The sequence below is a fragment of the Yersinia thracica genome, from assembly GCF_902170565.1.
GTDB classification, from domain to species: domain Bacteria; phylum Pseudomonadota; class Gammaproteobacteria; order Enterobacterales; family Enterobacteriaceae; genus Yersinia; species Yersinia thracica.
Window position 1 is genome coordinate 26,368 of sequence record NZ_CABHXX010000059.1, and the last position, 15,972, is coordinate 42,339.

The window sequence follows — 15,972 nt, forward strand, 5'->3', positions numbered from 1 at the left end:
AGCTCATTCTATTAGCGACTTCTACGACTGAAAACTGTGTCAGGGCGCGGCGAACCGCGCCCCTTTTGCAGGTGAAACTATTATTTGACGATACGTGCCGCTGCATCGTTCAGCGCAGCTTCTACAGTTTGACGCCCACTAATGGCGTTCAACACCGCGCTGCGGGTTGCATACCAGAAGGCCGCCATTTGCGGAATATTTGGCATGATTTCGCCTTTAGTGGCGTTATCCATGGTGGCTGCAATCCGCGGATCTTTTGCCAGTTGTTCTTGGTATGAAATCAATGCAACAGCGCCCAGAGGTTTGTCTTTATTGACTTCAGCCAAGCCTTGGTCAGTTATCAGATAGTTTTCCAGGAATTCAGTCGCCAGTTCTTTATTCGGGCTGGCGGCGTTAATACCGGCAGTCAGAACACCCACGAACGGCTTGGAAGGCTGGCCGTGGAAAGTTGGCAGCAAGGTCACGCCGTAGTTGATTTTGCTCTTATCAATGTTGGACCATGCCCACGGGCCATTGATGGTCATCGCGGTTTCGCCTTTGTTAAAGGCCGCTTCTGCGATGGAGTAATCTGTATCGGCATTGATGTGTTTGTTCTTCACTAAATCAACAATAAATTGCAGACCCGCTTTCGCACCGGCATTATTCACACCGACGTTTTTGACGTCATAGACACCGTTTTCAGATTTGAAAGCGTAACCGCCGTCAGCGGCGATAAGTGGCCAGGTGAAGTAGGGTTCTTGTAGGTTCCACATGATGGCGCTCTTGCCATTGGCGCGCAGTGCGGTATCCAATACTGGAATTTCTTCCCAAGTCTTCGGTGCTTCTTTAACCAGATCTTTGTTGTAAATCAGCGACAGTGCTTCGACCGCCACCGGGTAACCAATCAGTTTGCCATTAAAGCGAACGGCATCCCAGGTGAACGGGAACAGTTTGTCCTGGAAAGCTTTAGACGGGTGCAGTTCGGCCAATAAGCCCGATTGCGCGTAGCCGCCAAAGCGGTCATGTGCCCAGAAGATAATGTCCGGGCCATCGCCAGTGGCAGCCACTTGTGGGAATTTTTCTTCTAGTTTATCTGGGTGCTCGATAGTGACTTTGATGCCGGTATCTTTCTCAAATTTCTTACCGACTTCTGCCAGCCCGTTATAGCCTTTATCGCCATTGATCCAGATAACCAGCTTACCTTCTTCAATTTTGGCAAAAGCAGAGGAAGAGAGCACCAGCGTGGTTAGCGCTGAAAGGGCCAAAACACGTGCGGTCTTACCAATGCCGGATTTTGTGAAGCTGCGAGTCATAATCCAATCCTTTTATCCAATTTTGTGGGTACCGACTTTCTTGTGAGTCATTACATACATTTATTTATTACAGAGACTAATACATTACGCTGACATATTGAGTCACAACTGGATACACCATCATCCTCCCCCTCTCTACGCCCCCCGACGAGTTATTGTGACCCACTTAACACTGCTGCCTATTCTGTGGTGTCAGACACAATAATGTAGGTCGAAATTTGCGTGGCTGATCACGTATTTGTATTTGTGATGGAACTTCTGCTCCTTAGGGGCGTTCTTTCATCCTCCCATCTCCTCCCCCATGAAAAACCTTGTTACGGATGATTACCAAATAGTGTGGCTCCCGCATTATCGGCAACATCGAAAAGCGGCACCGTCATTGAAACAACATCGGTACCCTTGAAACTCAGCATCTTTGCCATGCGTTCACCAACAAAACGTGGTTGTTCGGTTAATTATTACTCAGCCAGAAAGGGACGTTGCAGCGTTAAGCAACGTGCGGCCCTATACTCAGGCCGCGACGTCGTCCGGGGCAACCTTGTGCAAGCATGGCGGTACGGCGCGCTGCAAGAGAGTCATCAGGGGCTGGGAGTAATCGATGGGTCATGCCGGAATTTGCTTCCGCCATTTTTCTTCAGTCAGGTTCATATGAAAAGTTGTTTGCGTAAGCAAAGGAGTAACAGATGGCTAATGTAACGCTGAGCGGCGTTTATAAAGCCTTTGGTGAGGCTGTGATTTCCAAAGACATCAATCTGGAAATTGATGACGGTGAGTTTGTGGTATTTGTTGGGCCATCCGGCTGTGGGAAATCAACACTGTTGCGGATGATTGCCGGGCTTGAGGACATTACCTCGGGTGAGTTGTTGATTGGTGGTAAGCGGATGAATGAAGTGCCGCCGTCTGAGCGCGGTATCGGCATGGTGTTCCAGTCATATGCGCTTTATCCCCATTTGTCTGTGGCAGAGAACATGTCTTTCGGCTTGAAATTGGCCGGTGCGAAGAAAGCAGAAATTAACCAGCGAGTGAATCAGGTCGCTGAAGTGCTGCAACTGGCTCACTTGTTGGAACGGCGGCCTAAGGCTTTATCAGGCGGTCAGCGCCAGCGGGTGGCGATTGGCCGGACTTTGGTCGCAGAGCCGGATGTTTTCCTGCTCGACGAACCGCTTTCCAACCTGGATGCGGCACTGCGGGTTCAGATGCGCATCGAGATATCGCGCCTGCATAAGCGCCTGCAACGCACCATGATTTACGTCACCCACGATCAGGTCGAAGCCATGACCTTGGCCGATAAAATTGTGGTGTTGGATGCGGGCAATGTGGCGCAAGTCGGTAAGCCACTTGAGCTGTACCACTACCCAGCTAATCGTTTTGTTGCGGGCTTTATCGGCTCGCCAAAAATGAATTTTTTACCGGTGAAAGTGACTGCCGTTGAACCTCGTCAGGTGCAGATTGAACTGCCCAATCCAAATGGTCAGTTAGTGTGGCTGCCGGTTGAAGGCGACCGGGTTCAGGTCGGCGCAAATATGTCTTTGGGTATTCGCCCGGAACATCTGCTGCCAAGCAGTGCCTCTGAAGTCACGCTGGAAGGCGAGATTCAGGTGGTGGAGCAACTGGGTAATGAGACACAAATTCACATCCAAATCCCTGCAATACGTCAAAACCTGGTCTACCGCCAGAACGACGTGGTGCTGGTAGAAGAAGGTGCAACATTCGCCATCGGTCTGCCGCCATATCGCTGTCATCTGTTCCGTGAAGATGGCTCTGCGTGTAAGCGGCTGTACCAAGAACTGGGCGTTTAGTTACCGCGACGTCAGGTGACGGCAAATGTTAAGCACGCATGCCGACAGGCAAATATAACAGGAGATTACTGATGATTACTCTGCGCAAGTTACCGATAGCACTGGCTGTTGCCGCTGGTGTCCTTTCCACTCAAGCTATGGCTGTTGATTTCCACGGGTATGCGCGTTCCGGTATCGGTTGGACGGGAAGTGGCGGTGAACAACAATGTTTCAAAGCAACTGGTGCTCAAAGTAAATACCGTCTGGGTAACGAATGTGAAACTTATGCGGAAATTAAATTAGGCCAAGAGCTGTGGAAAGAAGGCGATAAGAGCTTCTACTTAGATACCAACGTAGCCTATTCCGTTTCGCAACAGAATGACTGGGAATCCACCGAACCGGCATTCCGTGAAGCCAACGTGCAGGGTAAAAATCTGATCGACGCATTACCTGGCTCCACCATGTGGGCCGGTAAACGCTTCTACCAACGTCATGACGTCCATATGATTGACTTCTACTACTGGGATATCTCTGGCCCAGGTGCAGGTTTAGAGGCTATTGATCTGGGCTTCGGTAAATTATCTGTGGCAGCAACTCGTAACTCAGAAGCGGGCGGTTCAAGCGCCTGGATTGATAATGCACGTAAAGATGCCGACCACACGGCCAACGATGTGTATGACATCCGTTTAGCGGGTATAGAAACTAACCCAGGCGGTACTTTGGAGTTTGGTGTGGATTATGGTCGCGCTAATACTCAGAAAGATTACGCGTTAGCAAAAGATGCCTCTAAAGATGGTGTGATGCTCACTGTTGAGCATACCCAAAGCATGATGGGCGGCTTTAACAAGTTTGTGGTGCAGTACGCAACAGATGCCATGACATCAGCACAATCAGGTCACTCTGAAGGGGCAAACGTTAATAACAACGGCCACAGACTGCGGGTTATCGACCACGGTGCCATTAATCTGGCTGAGAAGTGGGACATGATGTATGTCGGCCTGTATCAGGATACTGATTGGGACAACAACAACGGCACCACTTGGTACAGCGTGGGTGTGCGCCCAATGTACAAATGGACGCCAATCATGAGTACCTTGTTGGAAGCAGGCTATGACAATGTTAAGTCACAAAAAACTGGCGAGCGTAACGGCCAGTACAAACTGACTCTGGCACAACAATGGCAGGCTGGCGATAGCATCTGGTCACGTCCGGCGATTCGCGTCTTCGCAACTTATGCTAACTGGGATGAGAAGTGGGGCTATAACGATGTTCGTGGTAGCGCGGACAATGGTTTAGCGCAAAACGGCACTATTGGTACCAACAGCCGCGGCAAAAATAATGAAGTCACCTTCGGTGCTCAATTCGAAGCCTGGTGGTAACAGCAGTGATGCAGCCGTCCTTTGGGGCGGCTGTACTATTTTGATGAGGCGGGCTACGGCCCGCCTCTAACCAGATAACGCGATATACCCTAAATAATTCGCTGACTTTACCGACCTTGCCTGGCACAGTTAGCGCCGACGCTCAATGTATGAGGGTACAATAATGAAAAAGAATCTGCTGACACTCTGTCTGGCATTGGCTCTGGGGGTCACCGCACCTCTGGCAGTGCATGCGGAGCAAACCATTTCTCCGGCGAATGTTTCCATCGCGCCAACGATCAGTACCGCAACATTACAACAGTTACCTTGGCAGCCTTTGGTGCCACCGGCGACGCAAGATATCAAACTCACTACTGCCAGCCCGCAAATCTCTCAGGGGAATGTGGAAGGGGCGGTGGCTGCTTTTGCTTTACCTGCCGATCGTGGATCGATGGAGATTACGCTCAGCAGCTTAGTGACTGATAATCAACTATTTTCCCCGAGCGTATTAGTGTTAGACGAGCAAATGCGCCCAGCGGCTTATTACCCGTCCAGCTATTTCACTTATGAAAAAGCGGGCATCATGACCAGTGATCGCCTGCAAGGGGTAATGAAACTGACTCCAGCATTGGGTCAAAAACAAATCTATCTGCTGGTTTACACCACCCGTGATGACTTGGCTAAAACCACCAAGCTTCTGGACCCGGCTAAAGCTTATGCGATGGGCGTGGGTAATGCGGTGCCGGATATTCCAGACCCGATTGCTAAACATGCTCCGACTGGTAATTTAAGAATTAAAGCGACCGCTGAGCAAGGTTTGGGCAACGTAATGATTGGCTTTATTCAATCAGCGCCAGCTTCAGCTCCTGTCGTGGTGGGTAGCGCTGTGCAACCTGCGCCAGCCGCAGCGCCTGCACCGACAAAACCCGCAGAGCCAATGCTGAGCGAGACTGAAAACTACTTCAACCAGGCGATTAAAGACGCGGTGAAATCCGGTGATGTCGATAAGGCGCTGAAATTGTTGAACGAAGCGGAACATTTGGGCTCAACTTCAGCCCGAAAAACCTTTATTGGTAGTGTAAAAGGCAAGGGGTAAATCCCGGCACTGCCGAATATGGCTGGATGATTGGTGTGCCTTGGCACACCTTTTTTCGTTGGGTCTTATACTCGACTACTGCGCGCTGTATGCACTCAGTCTGACTTAGCTCGCGGCGCTTTGCTCAATGTGGGCAAACAAAAGATAAATAATAATCTACAAGTCCTGTCATTGAGCCGGTAGCAGTATCTTGGATTAGCTACCGGAGAGTCATAGTTAACGGCTCTTCTTGTTCAAGTATTCAATTAAAGGAACTAATTGATGTTTAAGAAAACTCAATTTTGCCTATGGATTGCAGTACTGCCTTGTTCAGCACCCTTTGCAGAAGAAAATCATTCCCTCGCCCCACACACGACCATCACCCAACATGCTGATTCCCTTGAACTCCCCGTCAAAGTGACAGCCAGAGATCATCTGTTATTGGAAAAAATGGCAGACAAACTACCCAATGTAAGTTCGACCTCTGGGCCGGTGTTTAGTCAGGCAATGCAATTAATTGATAATTCTCGAAAAATAGATCAGACAATTTGGGTTCAACAATTCTCTCAAATCAGTGATGCGCGGATGGGAAGAATTGTGGACCTTTACCTGCAACTCTATGACGCAGAAGAGGTTGAATTTGCGGAGAGTTTGGATGATTTACTGCATTTAAGAGCGGGGTTAACAGCGGAGCAAGGATACCAAAAAGCCCGGATAGCCAGTTTGGAACGGGAGGTACTTTTTAAGTTATTCCAAAAAGGCCTGACTCTATCTACGGAAGAAGAACTCACTCCGCTCGCCGCCCTGAGCCTTGTCTGGTGGCTGCATCAAGAGAGTCAGCCCACTCTGGCTGAATTATCTGCTTCAATTTATCGGGTTGAACATAAAGAAATCCGCATGCAGGCGGCAATACTTTATAACCATTCCCATTATGGCAATCGCTATGGTGACATCACGGGTATCTCCGCTAATGAATTAGCGGATTGGGGAATGGGCCAACTGGATGAACCAGGGCAGCCGATTTTTAGCGCCAGTAAGGCGTTAAGAGTCATTCATGAAGGAATGAATGCTTTACCCGCCATAGTGCAATCGGATGAGGCTTATCTCGCCAACGGATTTACCCCACAAAATGCGCAGGGGAGTTACCTGACAAGCCTATTACCAGAGATAATTTTAACCGGGTGTGGCCTGATTGGTTTTGATGCTTGTAGCCAGCAGGATTTGACTCAATTTCTTGCTCTCCAGCATCCGGTTGGCAGCTTGGCGTTTTCACTCCAAACAACCCTCAATATTTATTATCGATTGCAGGGGAAGGCACTTGATGAATTGGACGGCAAGAATACCGAACAGTTATATGACTTATTGATTGAGGAAGAAAAGCACTTGCGAAAAACTGGGGGTGCAGGCTACAACCCGACCATCATTTTCTTATCCCATTTCAGCCAATCTAATGAAATCAAGATGTTGACCTTAGGGCAAATCGCACGCGCCTTCAAGCGTATTGCCGAACCAATGAATGAGTCCGATTTACCTGAGGCCGTGCAGACTACCTTTAGCCTGGTAAAACTATTGGCAGGGAATATTATTGACGGGACTGCTATTGATTTAGAACAAGAAAGATTTTTGTCAGAGCTAAAATGGCTGGCTCAATTTCCTGAACTCAGTCAGCCCTTACATGCTTTGGCTCATTCCAGACAATATAAAACTGAGCAAGAAAAGCTAGAGCGGCAATTGGATTATCTTGATATGCGTTTGGCTTATCGCCATCCTCCTGCGGCTTTTGACGAAGAGCAGGCGATAAGAGATATCCTGCAAGAAAATGGCGTAAAGAACATTGATTTCCCTAGGAAATATACCTATCGTCGTGATCTCCAACATGGTTATCCACAGAAAGAATTTGGCTCACCTTTTGATGAATTTAAACGGCGTCGCAATGCCAGCAATCACTTTGTTGCCAAGATGTCTATGGTTGGCAATAACGGCAGGCTGATTAATGTGTTTGATACGCTGGATGCGAAAAAAGCCGAATATTATGCTCAGGTACGATCCCACCCAGCCATTTGGGCGCAGGCGATTGAGGTGTTAATCAATAGCGGAGAGCGACCAGAGGGCATTATGCTGTTATTTAAAATCGATGAGCTTGCCCAAGCCTATCAGCCAGAATCTGAGAATGCCCGCTTCTGGGGCAATGCCTGGACATCCTTGGAAAATCATTGGGTCTGTAAACTCCCGCTCCCGAATCCGATGTGCACCATCGCCCGAGTGGAAGGCCCGCGCTACCGCAATGAAAAGGAGAACATGGCGGCCGGTATGACGGCTATGGTGATGGAGGCAGGCCAGCTTAGGGGCATGGAAAGGGGCGTGAAGATGATAGAAAATTCCCCGCAAGCTGTTGATTCTACGCTATCCCCCAGTTTGTCAGTTGAGGGAGGGGAAGTTATCCCGAATGAAACCCCGACAGTCGCGCAGCATGAGGTTGAAATAAACCCACTCGAAGAAGCCCTTGAGCCGATGCGCCAGACGATACAAAACTTGCATGGAAAGCTAACCGAAGTGCAGCAGGTTCGACTTAAAGACCCCTCAGTACCCGGCGGAACACGTGAAGCTTGGGTCAGGCAGGGAGGCAGTGGCGCTTACTGGGAAGTTGATTTAGCCACCGGCCAAGACTTGGGGCTTGTTTTGAAAGAAGGCCCTGAATTTATCAAAACCGGTAGGTTGCTGGGAGGTGGGGGCGGTCAATCAAAGGGGGCTAGTCTTGAATTTAACCCTGAGATCAAATTAGGTAGAAAAATTGGCAGTGGAATGGTCGGAGAGGTCTATCTTGATGCCAATAACCCCGGCTTTGTTATAAAGAAACTCACCACTCACGATAGGGTACTTTTAACGGATGTGCATGTGAAAGAAGTTGAGTTTTTTAATCGTTACTATGGAGAAGGTGCAGCCGAGCTAATTAACTATAAAAATCAAAATTATATCAGAATGTACCGGGTGCAAGGAAAAACGCTGGCGGAAATCAACAGCAAAATTTACCCGCCAAACGCCAAGGAAAGATTTTTAAACATGCTGGCTGACCTCGGATATTACAATATCGTCCATGATGACTTGAATTTTAATAATATTATATATGATGAAAAAACCAACACTTTTTACCCGATCGATTTCGATAAAGCCTATGATGGATATTATTCACCCACAGATGAATTCAGCGGTTATCAAGGTTGGGGAATAAACATAAGGGTTAGATTTATCCTTGAGCATATTGAGGAATATACCAAAACTTAAATCTTGATTTGATTTTTATTGGTCGCAATAAAAAAGCAGCCAGATGTAGCGGGATACCCATTCTGCGTTACAATGGCTTCCTATTTAGCAACTGTTTTTTCCTCGGCAGGGAGCGGGCCGTATGTCTACCGGCGATGCATCAATTTTAAAACCTATCCAATGGTATGCCATTGAGCAGCCAAATATTCCTGCCGATGTCGCTGACTGGCTAATGGAGTTAGGGTCGATGACCCGGCGTTTTGAGCAACATTGTCAGCAAGTTCATGTCGAACCGCGACGGGAATGCTTTATTACCCGTGATGAATTAGGGGAAGAGGCTGAACACCTGCCTGCAAGTCAGCGCTATTGGCTGCGCGAGATTGTGTTGTGTGGTGATAATCAGCCGTGGCTACTGGGGCGTACTATCATCCCCGAAGAAACACTGTCTGGCCCTGATCGGGCGCTGGTGGATTTAGGCACATTACCTCTGGGGCGCTATTTATTTGGTGGTAATCATTTAACCCGAGATTATATTCAAGTAGGGCGGCAGAATGAGCTTTGGGCGCGCCGTTCATTACTGCGCCTGTCAGGTAAACCCCTGTTACTGACTGAAGTTTTTTTACCGGCTTCGCCGCTGTATTTGATTTAAGGGGTGGTGAGATTTTGGAGAGTGAGAAATTGAAGGGAAATCATGTTCAGAGCAAATGGCGGGCTTATTGCCGTTTGATGCGGATCGATAAACCCATTGGCTCATTATTACTGCTATGGCCGACACTGTGGGCATTATGGTTGGCAGGGAAAGGCATTCCCGACACCAAAATATTGATTGTTTTTGTCTTGGGTGTCTTTTTCATGCGCGCCGCCGGTTGTGTCGTCAATGATTATGCTGACCGCAATATTGATGGCTTTGTGAAACGCACCGCATCACGGCCATTACCCAGTGGCCTCATCAGTGAGAAAGAAAGCAAAATCCTGTTTATTATCTTGGTGTTGCTCTCATTTGGGCTGGTACTCACGCTCAATAGCATGACCATATGGCTGTCACTGGCGGCACTGGCATTAGCCTGGGTTTACCCTTTCATGAAGCGGGTGACACACTTGCCGCAGGTGGTGCTGGGCGCGGCTTTTGGCTGGTCAATCCCGATGGGGTTTGCTGCGGTGAGTGAAAGTTTACCACTGGTTTGCTGGTTGTTATTGTTAGCAAATATCTGCTGGACGGTGGCTTATGACACCCAATATGCCATGGTTGACCGTGACGACGACCTGAAGATTGGTGTTAAGTCGACCGCCATTTTATTTGGTCAGCATGACAAACTGATTATTGGTTTGCTGCAACTGGCGACATTAGTTTTAATGGTGGCGATTGGCTGGCTGATGCATTTGGGGGGCGCATTTTACTGGGCCATCCTGCTGGCTGGCGCATTGTTTGTCCACCAACAGAAGATGATTGCCGGGCGTGAACGTGACCCCTGTTTCCGCGCGTTTTTGAATAATAATTATGTGGGATTAGTGTTATTTTTAGGGATTTTGATTAGTTATTGGCCGTAAATACGCCTCTGGAAAACAGTCAAAAAAATGGCCAGATGATGAACCTGGCCATGGTTGTTTTTGCTTAGCGCGGTGAGGAATTAGTTATCTTCTTTATCCTCTGCCTCTGGCAGTAGGTTATTGGTTTCCGCCGGCATACTGACACTCTCAATCGTCAGCTTCACTTCCGGTGTCATCAATGCGCTCAGCATATTGTAAACTTCCAGCGTATGTTCCTGAATTGCATCACCGCTATCACTGATATAACCCTCTTCGCGCAATGTGCCCACCAGGGTGGAGAACACCGCTTTATCGAAGAATTCCGGTGCGTTAATCCCATGCAGAACAGACAAGCGCTGCGCCATAATGCGGCTCTCTTTCTCCAATGCACCCCGGTTAATACTTGGGTTGGCACTGAGTAACGAAAGGGTAATCGCATAACGTTGCAGGGTTTCGCGCACCCCGGCGGCCAGTAATTGCAGCGGGCGAATACGGGCCGGGTTCAACACCAATTCATTCCCTTTGTCACAAATTAACTGCTGGCGGGCCAGTTCATCAATCAGCGTGTCCAATGTCTGTGGCAATTGTTCTTTACTGTAATGCAGGAATAATTCAGCTTTCAGCATCGGGTAGATCATGCTGATTTGACGCAATAACTCGGCACGAGTAATACGCCGTTGATACATGACCATACTGGCAATGAGTGATGGCAATATCAGCAAATGCTGGATGTTATTGCGATAGTAGGTCATCAGCACGGCTTGTTCCCGTGGCAGGATGATAATGTCACCAATATTGTCTTTTTCCACCTCAAACTTATTCATATTCAAGGCGTGATTAAGTAACTCTTCCGGCGTCTTATCCGGCACGGTGACATCTTTGGCATAAGGCACATTGCGCATCAGTTGCAAATAGCACTCGAGTTGCTCGAGCAGTTGCTCGCGAGTTAGTGAGCGCTGACGTGAGGCTAACAATGCCGTCGAACACAAGTTCATGGCATTAGCTGCCGCCGCATTGTTAATCCGGACCATAATCTGGCCAGCCAAATCATTCACTGCCGGTGTCAGCCAGCTTGGGCGCTGTGCTTCGATGGGGTCGATAGCATCACGCCACTGTGGCACATTGGTGTTCAGATAGGTGGTCAACGGGATTGGCTCACCAAAGTTGACATAACCCTGGCCGAGATTACGCAGCTTGCGCAAGCCCCGCAGCATCTGCAACAGGCTCTCTTTCTCTTTGGTCGCGCCACGTAATTCTTTGGCGTAAGTCCCCACTTCCATCACATGTTCGTAGCCGATATAAATCGGCACCAAGGTGATTGGGCGCGAACCGCCACGCAACATGGCCTGTATCGTCATCGACAATGTGCCGGTTTTAGGCTCCAGCAGGCGGCCAGTCCGTGAGCGCCCACCTTCAACAAAGTATTCCACTGAATAACCACGGGTGAATAATTCGCCCAGATATTCACGAAACACAGTTGAATAGAGTTTATTGCCTTTAAAGGTGCGGCGAATAAAGAACGCGCCCAGACGGCGGAAAATCGGGCCAGCCGGCCAGAAATTCAAGTTAATACCGGCAGCAATATGCGGCGGCACCAGCCCTTGATGATAAAGCACGTAGGAGAGCAGCAGATAGTCCATATGGCTGCGATGGCAAGGCACATAGACGATTTCATGGCCATCTTGCGCCAGCTGCCGCACGCGCTCTGCATTGTGGACATTAATGCCCTGATACAAACGGTTCCACGTCCAGCTCAATACTCGGTCAGACAGACGCACGGCTTCATAAGAGAAGTCGGCGGCTATTTCTTCCATCAGCGTAATGGCGTTTTGTTGCGCTTTCTCGTGAGAGATTTTCTTAGTGCGCGCTTCATCGGCGACTGCTTTTTCAATTGCTTTGGAAGTTAACAGTTTTTTGAACAAATCCTGACGGGCCGGTAGGCTCGGGCCAACCGCAGCTAACCGCTGACGCGAGAAATGCATCCGAGCTACACGTGCCAATTTGTGGGCGATGGTTTTATCGGTACCATGCTCACTGGCCATTCGGCGCAGTGATACCGTGGTCGAAAAACGCACAAAGCTATCGCGGCCCAGCCACAATACTGCAAAGAATTTTTCCACGCCGTTTAATACGCGCAGATGTGGCGTACCATGGCCTTCACGCCCCGGAGAGCGGCCAAACATCACCGAGACCGGCAGCATTTGGATATCCAGCTCCGGATTATTGCGATGCAGATCCAGATAATCGTGGAATAGCTTGACCGATTCCTGTTTCGGGGCGTAATAGCGAAATACCCGCGGGCCGTTATCGATAAAGACATGGCTGGGAAGGCTCACGCCATCGATTTCCAATGGAATCAATGGGTCGGGCAGATCCTGCGCCTGACATTGCGCTCGCAAAGTCAGCAAATCAGCCTTAGAATTGTAAGGTAAAACGTACAGAATAGGACGAGACGGGTCTAACCCTAACTCAGTCACAGGATCTGCCGGAATAACCTTGCTTTTTACCAACAGTTTAAGTGGTAAATTCAACAACTTATAATATATTTTACGCCAACCTGACATAACTACATGAAGCCTCTTGTTAGCAATTCGTCGCAAGGATACCAGAAAGTGGTTTTGAGATCTGTGGTGATGAGACAACAGAAAACGGCAAAAATCATCATTAACTTAAGATAAAGGCAATAAAATATGGCGAACCAATCAACAGGATTAACCCGAATCTATAAAGCAGCGGGTTATTCTGTTAAAGGCTTAACCGCAGCTTGGAAAAATGAAGCCGCATTTCGTCAAGAAGTGGTGGCCGCCATATCCGCTATCATACTGGCCTTCTGGCTGGATGTAGATGCTATAGCACGGATTTTATTGATTGGCAGTGTTGTTTTAGTGATTATTATCGAAATCATTAATAGTGCCATAGAAGCCGTGGTGGACCGCATCGGCAGTGAATTTCACGAACTATCAGGCCGGGCTAAAGATATGGGCTCTGCCGCCGTGTCTCTGGCCATTTTATTGGCGCTATTTATATGGATAACCGTGCTTTGGCAACATGTTGGTTAATCAACGCTGTTGATGTAAACAGTGATTAATCCCTGTTTTTATTTACTCTTTGGTTCCCAACATCCGCTTACCTGTATATACTCACAGCAAGACTGTATAAACAAACAGGGGGCGGAATGAAAGCACTTACTACCAGACAGCAAGAGGTTTATGACCTGGTGCGCGATCACCTAGCGCAAACAGGTATGCCACCGACCCGTGCCGAAATAGCGCAGCGTCTGGGATTTCGCTCTCCTAACGCCGCTGAAGAGCATTTAAAAGCACTGGCTCGTAAGGGCGTTATTGAGATTGTCTCCGGCGCTTCCCGTGGTATCCGTCTATTGATGGAAGAAGAAGATGGTCTGCCACTGATTGGCCGGGTTGCCGCAGGTGAGCCGCTGTTAGCCCAACAACACATCGAAGGGCATTACAAAGTTGATCCTTCCATGTTTAAGCCGAGTGCAGATTTTTTGCTGCGGGTTAATGGGATGTCGATGAGAGATATCGGTATTCTGGATGGTGACTTGTTGGCGGTGCATAAAACTCAGGATGTGCGTAATGGGCAAGTGGTTGTTGCGCGAATTGATGATGAAGTGACGGTAAAACGTTTGAAAAAACAAGGTAATATCGTACAACTTCTCCCAGAAAACAGTGAGTTCCAGCCGATTGTGGTCGATCTGCGTGAGCAAAGCTTCACTATTGAAGGCTTGGCTGTTGGTGTCATCCGCAATGGCGACTGGATCTGATTTTAGTGCGCATATATACCCTTCGAGCAAGAAGGGTATATTACTCTTTTAACCTTTATAATATTTATCCTATTTAGTTTGAGAGCATTCCGATAATAAGCTATTACCTACTGTTTTAACTGAATATTACTGATGTTTATTTTTGGTTTATTGCCATAGTAACAGTGAATAATATTAATCAGACTTTAATTGTCAGTATCCTCTGCTATAGTTATTCATACGGTAAGCGAAACAATAATATTTAATTTAAATTATGACCGTGAGTGACTGATTTAAATAAAAGTTGTTTTTGAGAAAAGATATTTACCGTATTGAATCAAATAAACTGACTAATCCCAAGGTAACGGAGATATTATGAATAAAGATCAAGCCGACGGTAACTGGAAGCAGTTTAAAGGTAAAGTGAAAGAGAAATGGGGCAAGTTGACTGATGATGACCTGACCGTCATTGAAGGTAAGCGTGACCAGTTGGTGGGTAAAATCCAGGAGAAATACGGCTACCAGAAAGAGCAAGCCGAAAAAGAAGTTAAAGCCTGGGAAGACCACAGTAAATATCGCTGGTAACAGCGTTAAATGGACTTAAACTGATATTGATATAAATTTATCGGATCGCTCATTTTGCAGAGTACACATTATTAAATGACACTTTCTATTAGTAGCGTATTAATTTCTATTACATCGAATAGTTATCATTGTTTTAATAAGGGTGCTCTGCTACTCCTCTATTTATATCGATATGGGCACAAGGAAGTGTCTTATTTATATTTTATTATTTTTCACTTGGTTATATATTATGAACCACATTCATTATATTGGATTTAGGTGGTAAATTTTTTATAAGTAGGTTCCACTCAATACTGCCGCTTTTCTCGCGACAGTTTGATTATATCGCCAGAGGGTTATTTCTTTTTTGTCGCGATAGAATGGTCGTGGTCACAATGTTCATGGTTTTCACAGGCTTCAACTTCCCCACATTCCGCACATAAACCATGAGCTTCAACCACACTATGACGTAGGGTAAAACCCGACTGTTTTGCTAACAGCGCCAAGGCTTCTTCGATACCGACGGTGGTACGTTCTGTCACAATCTTGCAGCGATCGCAGATGAAAAGCGCAGAAGTATGAGTTGGTTCTTCAAAATGATGACACAACACATAGCTGTTCGCTGATTCTACGCGGTGAATAAACCCTTGTTCCAACAAGAAATCCAAAGCGCGATAAACCGTAGGTGGCTTTGCTTGCGGCTCAGAAATACGCAGCAGATCTAACAGGTCATAAGCGCTGATTGCACCGGGTTGCTGTGCCATTAATCGTAATACTTCAAGACGTTGCGGTGTCAGCCGGACGTTACGTTGTTGGCACAGGCTCTCCGCCTGGGCAAGCAGCTTTTCCTGATTGATAGGGTTCATGATCGTAGTCTCACAACGTAGTTATTGGTATATTCTACCATATTTGCTGAACTCGTCATATTGACAGGTGTTTGAATTTAGCAATGTTTCCTCTCACAGACCCGTATGTCGCTACCTTTACGTTTCATATAATAATAAGAATGTGCGTTATTGTGTTTAGGGCGGCGTTGTGTCGGCATTAAACTTGTTCTGAAATAAATACAATATAAATTATATTGTTGTCTGATTGATTTACAGGAATAGATGCTTTTGTATATAATCAATCTCAAATAATTTTATTTGTCATTAGAGATTTTTATGTCCCATGGTATGAGATATAGATCTGAGTTGGATGGGTTACGAGCCATAGCTGTTTTGGCTGTGATTTTTTATCATGCAAAATTATCACTTTCTGGTTATGAGCTATTCAAAGGCGGTTTTTTAGGCGTAGATATATTCTTTGTATTATCCGGTTTTTTGATCACATCAATTATATTTGATGATTTAAC

At 47.3% G+C, this 15,972-nt stretch carries 13 protein-coding genes and 1 pseudogene; 11 read left to right on the forward strand and 3 right to left on the reverse strand.

The genetic code is table 11. The annotated features are described in order from the left end of the window. Positions 1-80 precede the first annotated feature (80 nt). Positions 81-1,292 (reverse strand): maltose/maltodextrin ABC transporter substrate-binding protein MalE, encoded by a 1,212-nt coding sequence (malE, locus tag FTA91_RS06845; protein ID WP_145534187.1) that lies wholly within the window; start codon positions 1,290-1,292, stop codon positions 81-83. A gap of 439 nt (positions 1,293-1,731) precedes the next feature. Between malE and FTA91_RS20450 the strand changes: the two are divergent. From FTA91_RS20450 to ubiA, 7 genes and pseudogenes are all read left to right on the forward strand, one after another. Beyond that, a pseudogene (locus FTA91_RS20450) lies at positions 1,732-1,960 on the forward strand (hypothetical protein). Between the two features lie 15 nt (positions 1,961-1,975). Beyond that, the gene (gene malK / locus FTA91_RS06855) at positions 1,976-3,091 is read left to right on the forward strand and encodes a maltose/maltodextrin ABC transporter ATP-binding protein MalK (RefSeq protein ID WP_050115849.1); all 1,116 of its coding nucleotides are present in this window, start codon (positions 1,976-1,978) and stop codon (positions 3,089-3,091) included. Between the two features lie 71 nt (positions 3,092-3,162). After that, positions 3,163-4,449 carry a maltoporin gene (locus FTA91_RS06860; protein ID WP_050115850.1) on the forward strand — a complete coding sequence of 429 codons (1,287 nt, stop codon included), beginning with the start codon at positions 3,163-3,165 and terminating at the stop codon, positions 4,447-4,449. 163 nt (positions 4,450-4,612) lie between these two features. Beyond that, positions 4,613-5,524 carry a maltose operon protein MalM gene (gene malM, locus FTA91_RS06865; RefSeq protein WP_174634991.1) on the forward strand — a complete coding sequence of 304 codons (912 nt, stop codon included), beginning with the start codon at positions 4,613-4,615 and terminating at the stop codon, positions 5,522-5,524. A gap of 261 nt (positions 5,525-5,785) precedes the next feature. Continuing rightward, on the forward strand, positions 5,786-8,785 hold the full coding sequence (locus FTA91_RS06870; RefSeq protein ID WP_080983620.1) for a serine/threonine protein kinase: 3,000 nt from the start codon (positions 5,786-5,788) through the stop codon (positions 8,783-8,785). Positions 8,786-8,906: 121 nt separating this feature from the next. Beyond that, positions 8,907-9,413 carry a chorismate lyase gene (ubiC, locus tag FTA91_RS06875; RefSeq protein ID WP_145583109.1) on the forward strand — a complete coding sequence of 169 codons (507 nt, stop codon included), beginning with the start codon at positions 8,907-8,909 and terminating at the stop codon, positions 9,411-9,413. Positions 9,414-9,442: 29 nt separating this feature from the next. Beyond that, positions 9,443-10,312, forward strand: coding sequence for a 4-hydroxybenzoate octaprenyltransferase (gene ubiA, locus FTA91_RS06880; protein ID WP_050115911.1), 870 nt, complete (start codon positions 9,443-9,445; stop codon positions 10,310-10,312). 80 nt (positions 10,313-10,392) lie between these two features. Here the strand turns inward: ubiA and plsB are convergent, their stop codons facing one another. Further along, positions 10,393-12,855, reverse strand: coding sequence for a glycerol-3-phosphate 1-O-acyltransferase PlsB (plsB, locus tag FTA91_RS06885; protein WP_050115853.1), 2,463 nt, complete (start codon positions 12,853-12,855; stop codon positions 10,393-10,395). 126 nt (positions 12,856-12,981) lie between these two features. On the opposite strand from plsB, the gene FTA91_RS06890 reads away from it, so the two are divergent. The 3 genes from FTA91_RS06890 (at position 12,982) to FTA91_RS06900 (ending at position 14,639) form a co-directional block, all read left to right on the forward strand. Next, positions 12,982-13,350 carry a diacylglycerol kinase gene (locus tag FTA91_RS06890; protein ID WP_050115855.1) on the forward strand — a complete coding sequence of 123 codons (369 nt, stop codon included), beginning with the start codon at positions 12,982-12,984 and terminating at the stop codon, positions 13,348-13,350. 116 nt (positions 13,351-13,466) lie between these two features. Continuing rightward, the gene (gene lexA / locus FTA91_RS06895; protein WP_004704739.1) at positions 13,467-14,075 is read left to right on the forward strand and encodes a transcriptional repressor LexA; all 609 of its coding nucleotides are present in this window, start codon (positions 13,467-13,469) and stop codon (positions 14,073-14,075) included. A 354-nt stretch (positions 14,076-14,429) separates the two neighbouring features. Next, complete coding sequence (locus FTA91_RS06900; protein WP_004391853.1) at positions 14,430-14,639, forward strand: CsbD family protein; 210 nt, start codon at positions 14,430-14,432, stop codon at positions 14,637-14,639. Positions 14,640-14,974: 335 nt separating this feature from the next. Here FTA91_RS06900 and zur read toward each other — a convergent pair whose 3' ends face one another. Beyond that, complete coding sequence (zur, locus tag FTA91_RS06905; protein ID WP_050115857.1) at positions 14,975-15,484, reverse strand: zinc uptake transcriptional repressor Zur; 510 nt, start codon at positions 15,482-15,484, stop codon at positions 14,975-14,977. A gap of 297 nt (positions 15,485-15,781) precedes the next feature. On the opposite strand from zur, the gene FTA91_RS06910 reads away from it, so the two are divergent. Then, positions 15,782-15,972, forward strand: a 191-nt coding sequence (locus FTA91_RS06910) for an acyltransferase family protein (RefSeq protein ID WP_222423184.1), incomplete at its 3' end; no start/stop codon positions are given.

Bases quoted from the DNA above. Each gene is read 5' to 3' on its own strand.
- malE (WP_145534187.1), bottom strand. From the start codon at position 1,292: ATGACTCGCAGCTTCACAAAATCCGGCATTGGTAAGACCGCACGTGTT.
- malK (WP_050115849.1), top strand. From the start codon at position 1,976: ATGGCTAATGTAACGCTGAGCGGCGTTTATAAAGCCTTTGGTGAGGCT.
- FTA91_RS06860 (WP_050115850.1), top strand. From the start codon at position 3,163: ATGATTACTCTGCGCAAGTTACCGATAGCACTGGCTGTTGCCGCTGGT.
- malM (WP_174634991.1), top strand. From the start codon at position 4,613: ATGAAAAAGAATCTGCTGACACTCTGTCTGGCATTGGCTCTGGGGGTC.
- FTA91_RS06870 (WP_080983620.1), top strand. From the start codon at position 5,786: ATGTTTAAGAAAACTCAATTTTGCCTATGGATTGCAGTACTGCCTTGT.
- ubiC (WP_145583109.1), top strand. From the start codon at position 8,907: ATGTCTACCGGCGATGCATCAATTTTAAAACCTATCCAATGGTATGCC.
- plsB (WP_050115853.1), bottom strand. From the start codon at position 12,855: ATGTCAGGTTGGCGTAAAATATATTATAAGTTGTTGAATTTACCACTT.
- FTA91_RS06890 (WP_050115855.1), top strand. From the start codon at position 12,982: ATGGCGAACCAATCAACAGGATTAACCCGAATCTATAAAGCAGCGGGT.
- lexA (WP_004704739.1), top strand. From the start codon at position 13,467: ATGAAAGCACTTACTACCAGACAGCAAGAGGTTTATGACCTGGTGCGC.
- FTA91_RS06900 (WP_004391853.1), top strand. From the start codon at position 14,430: ATGAATAAAGATCAAGCCGACGGTAACTGGAAGCAGTTTAAAGGTAAA.
- zur (WP_050115857.1), bottom strand. From the start codon at position 15,484: ATGAACCCTATCAATCAGGAAAAGCTGCTTGCCCAGGCGGAGAGCCTG.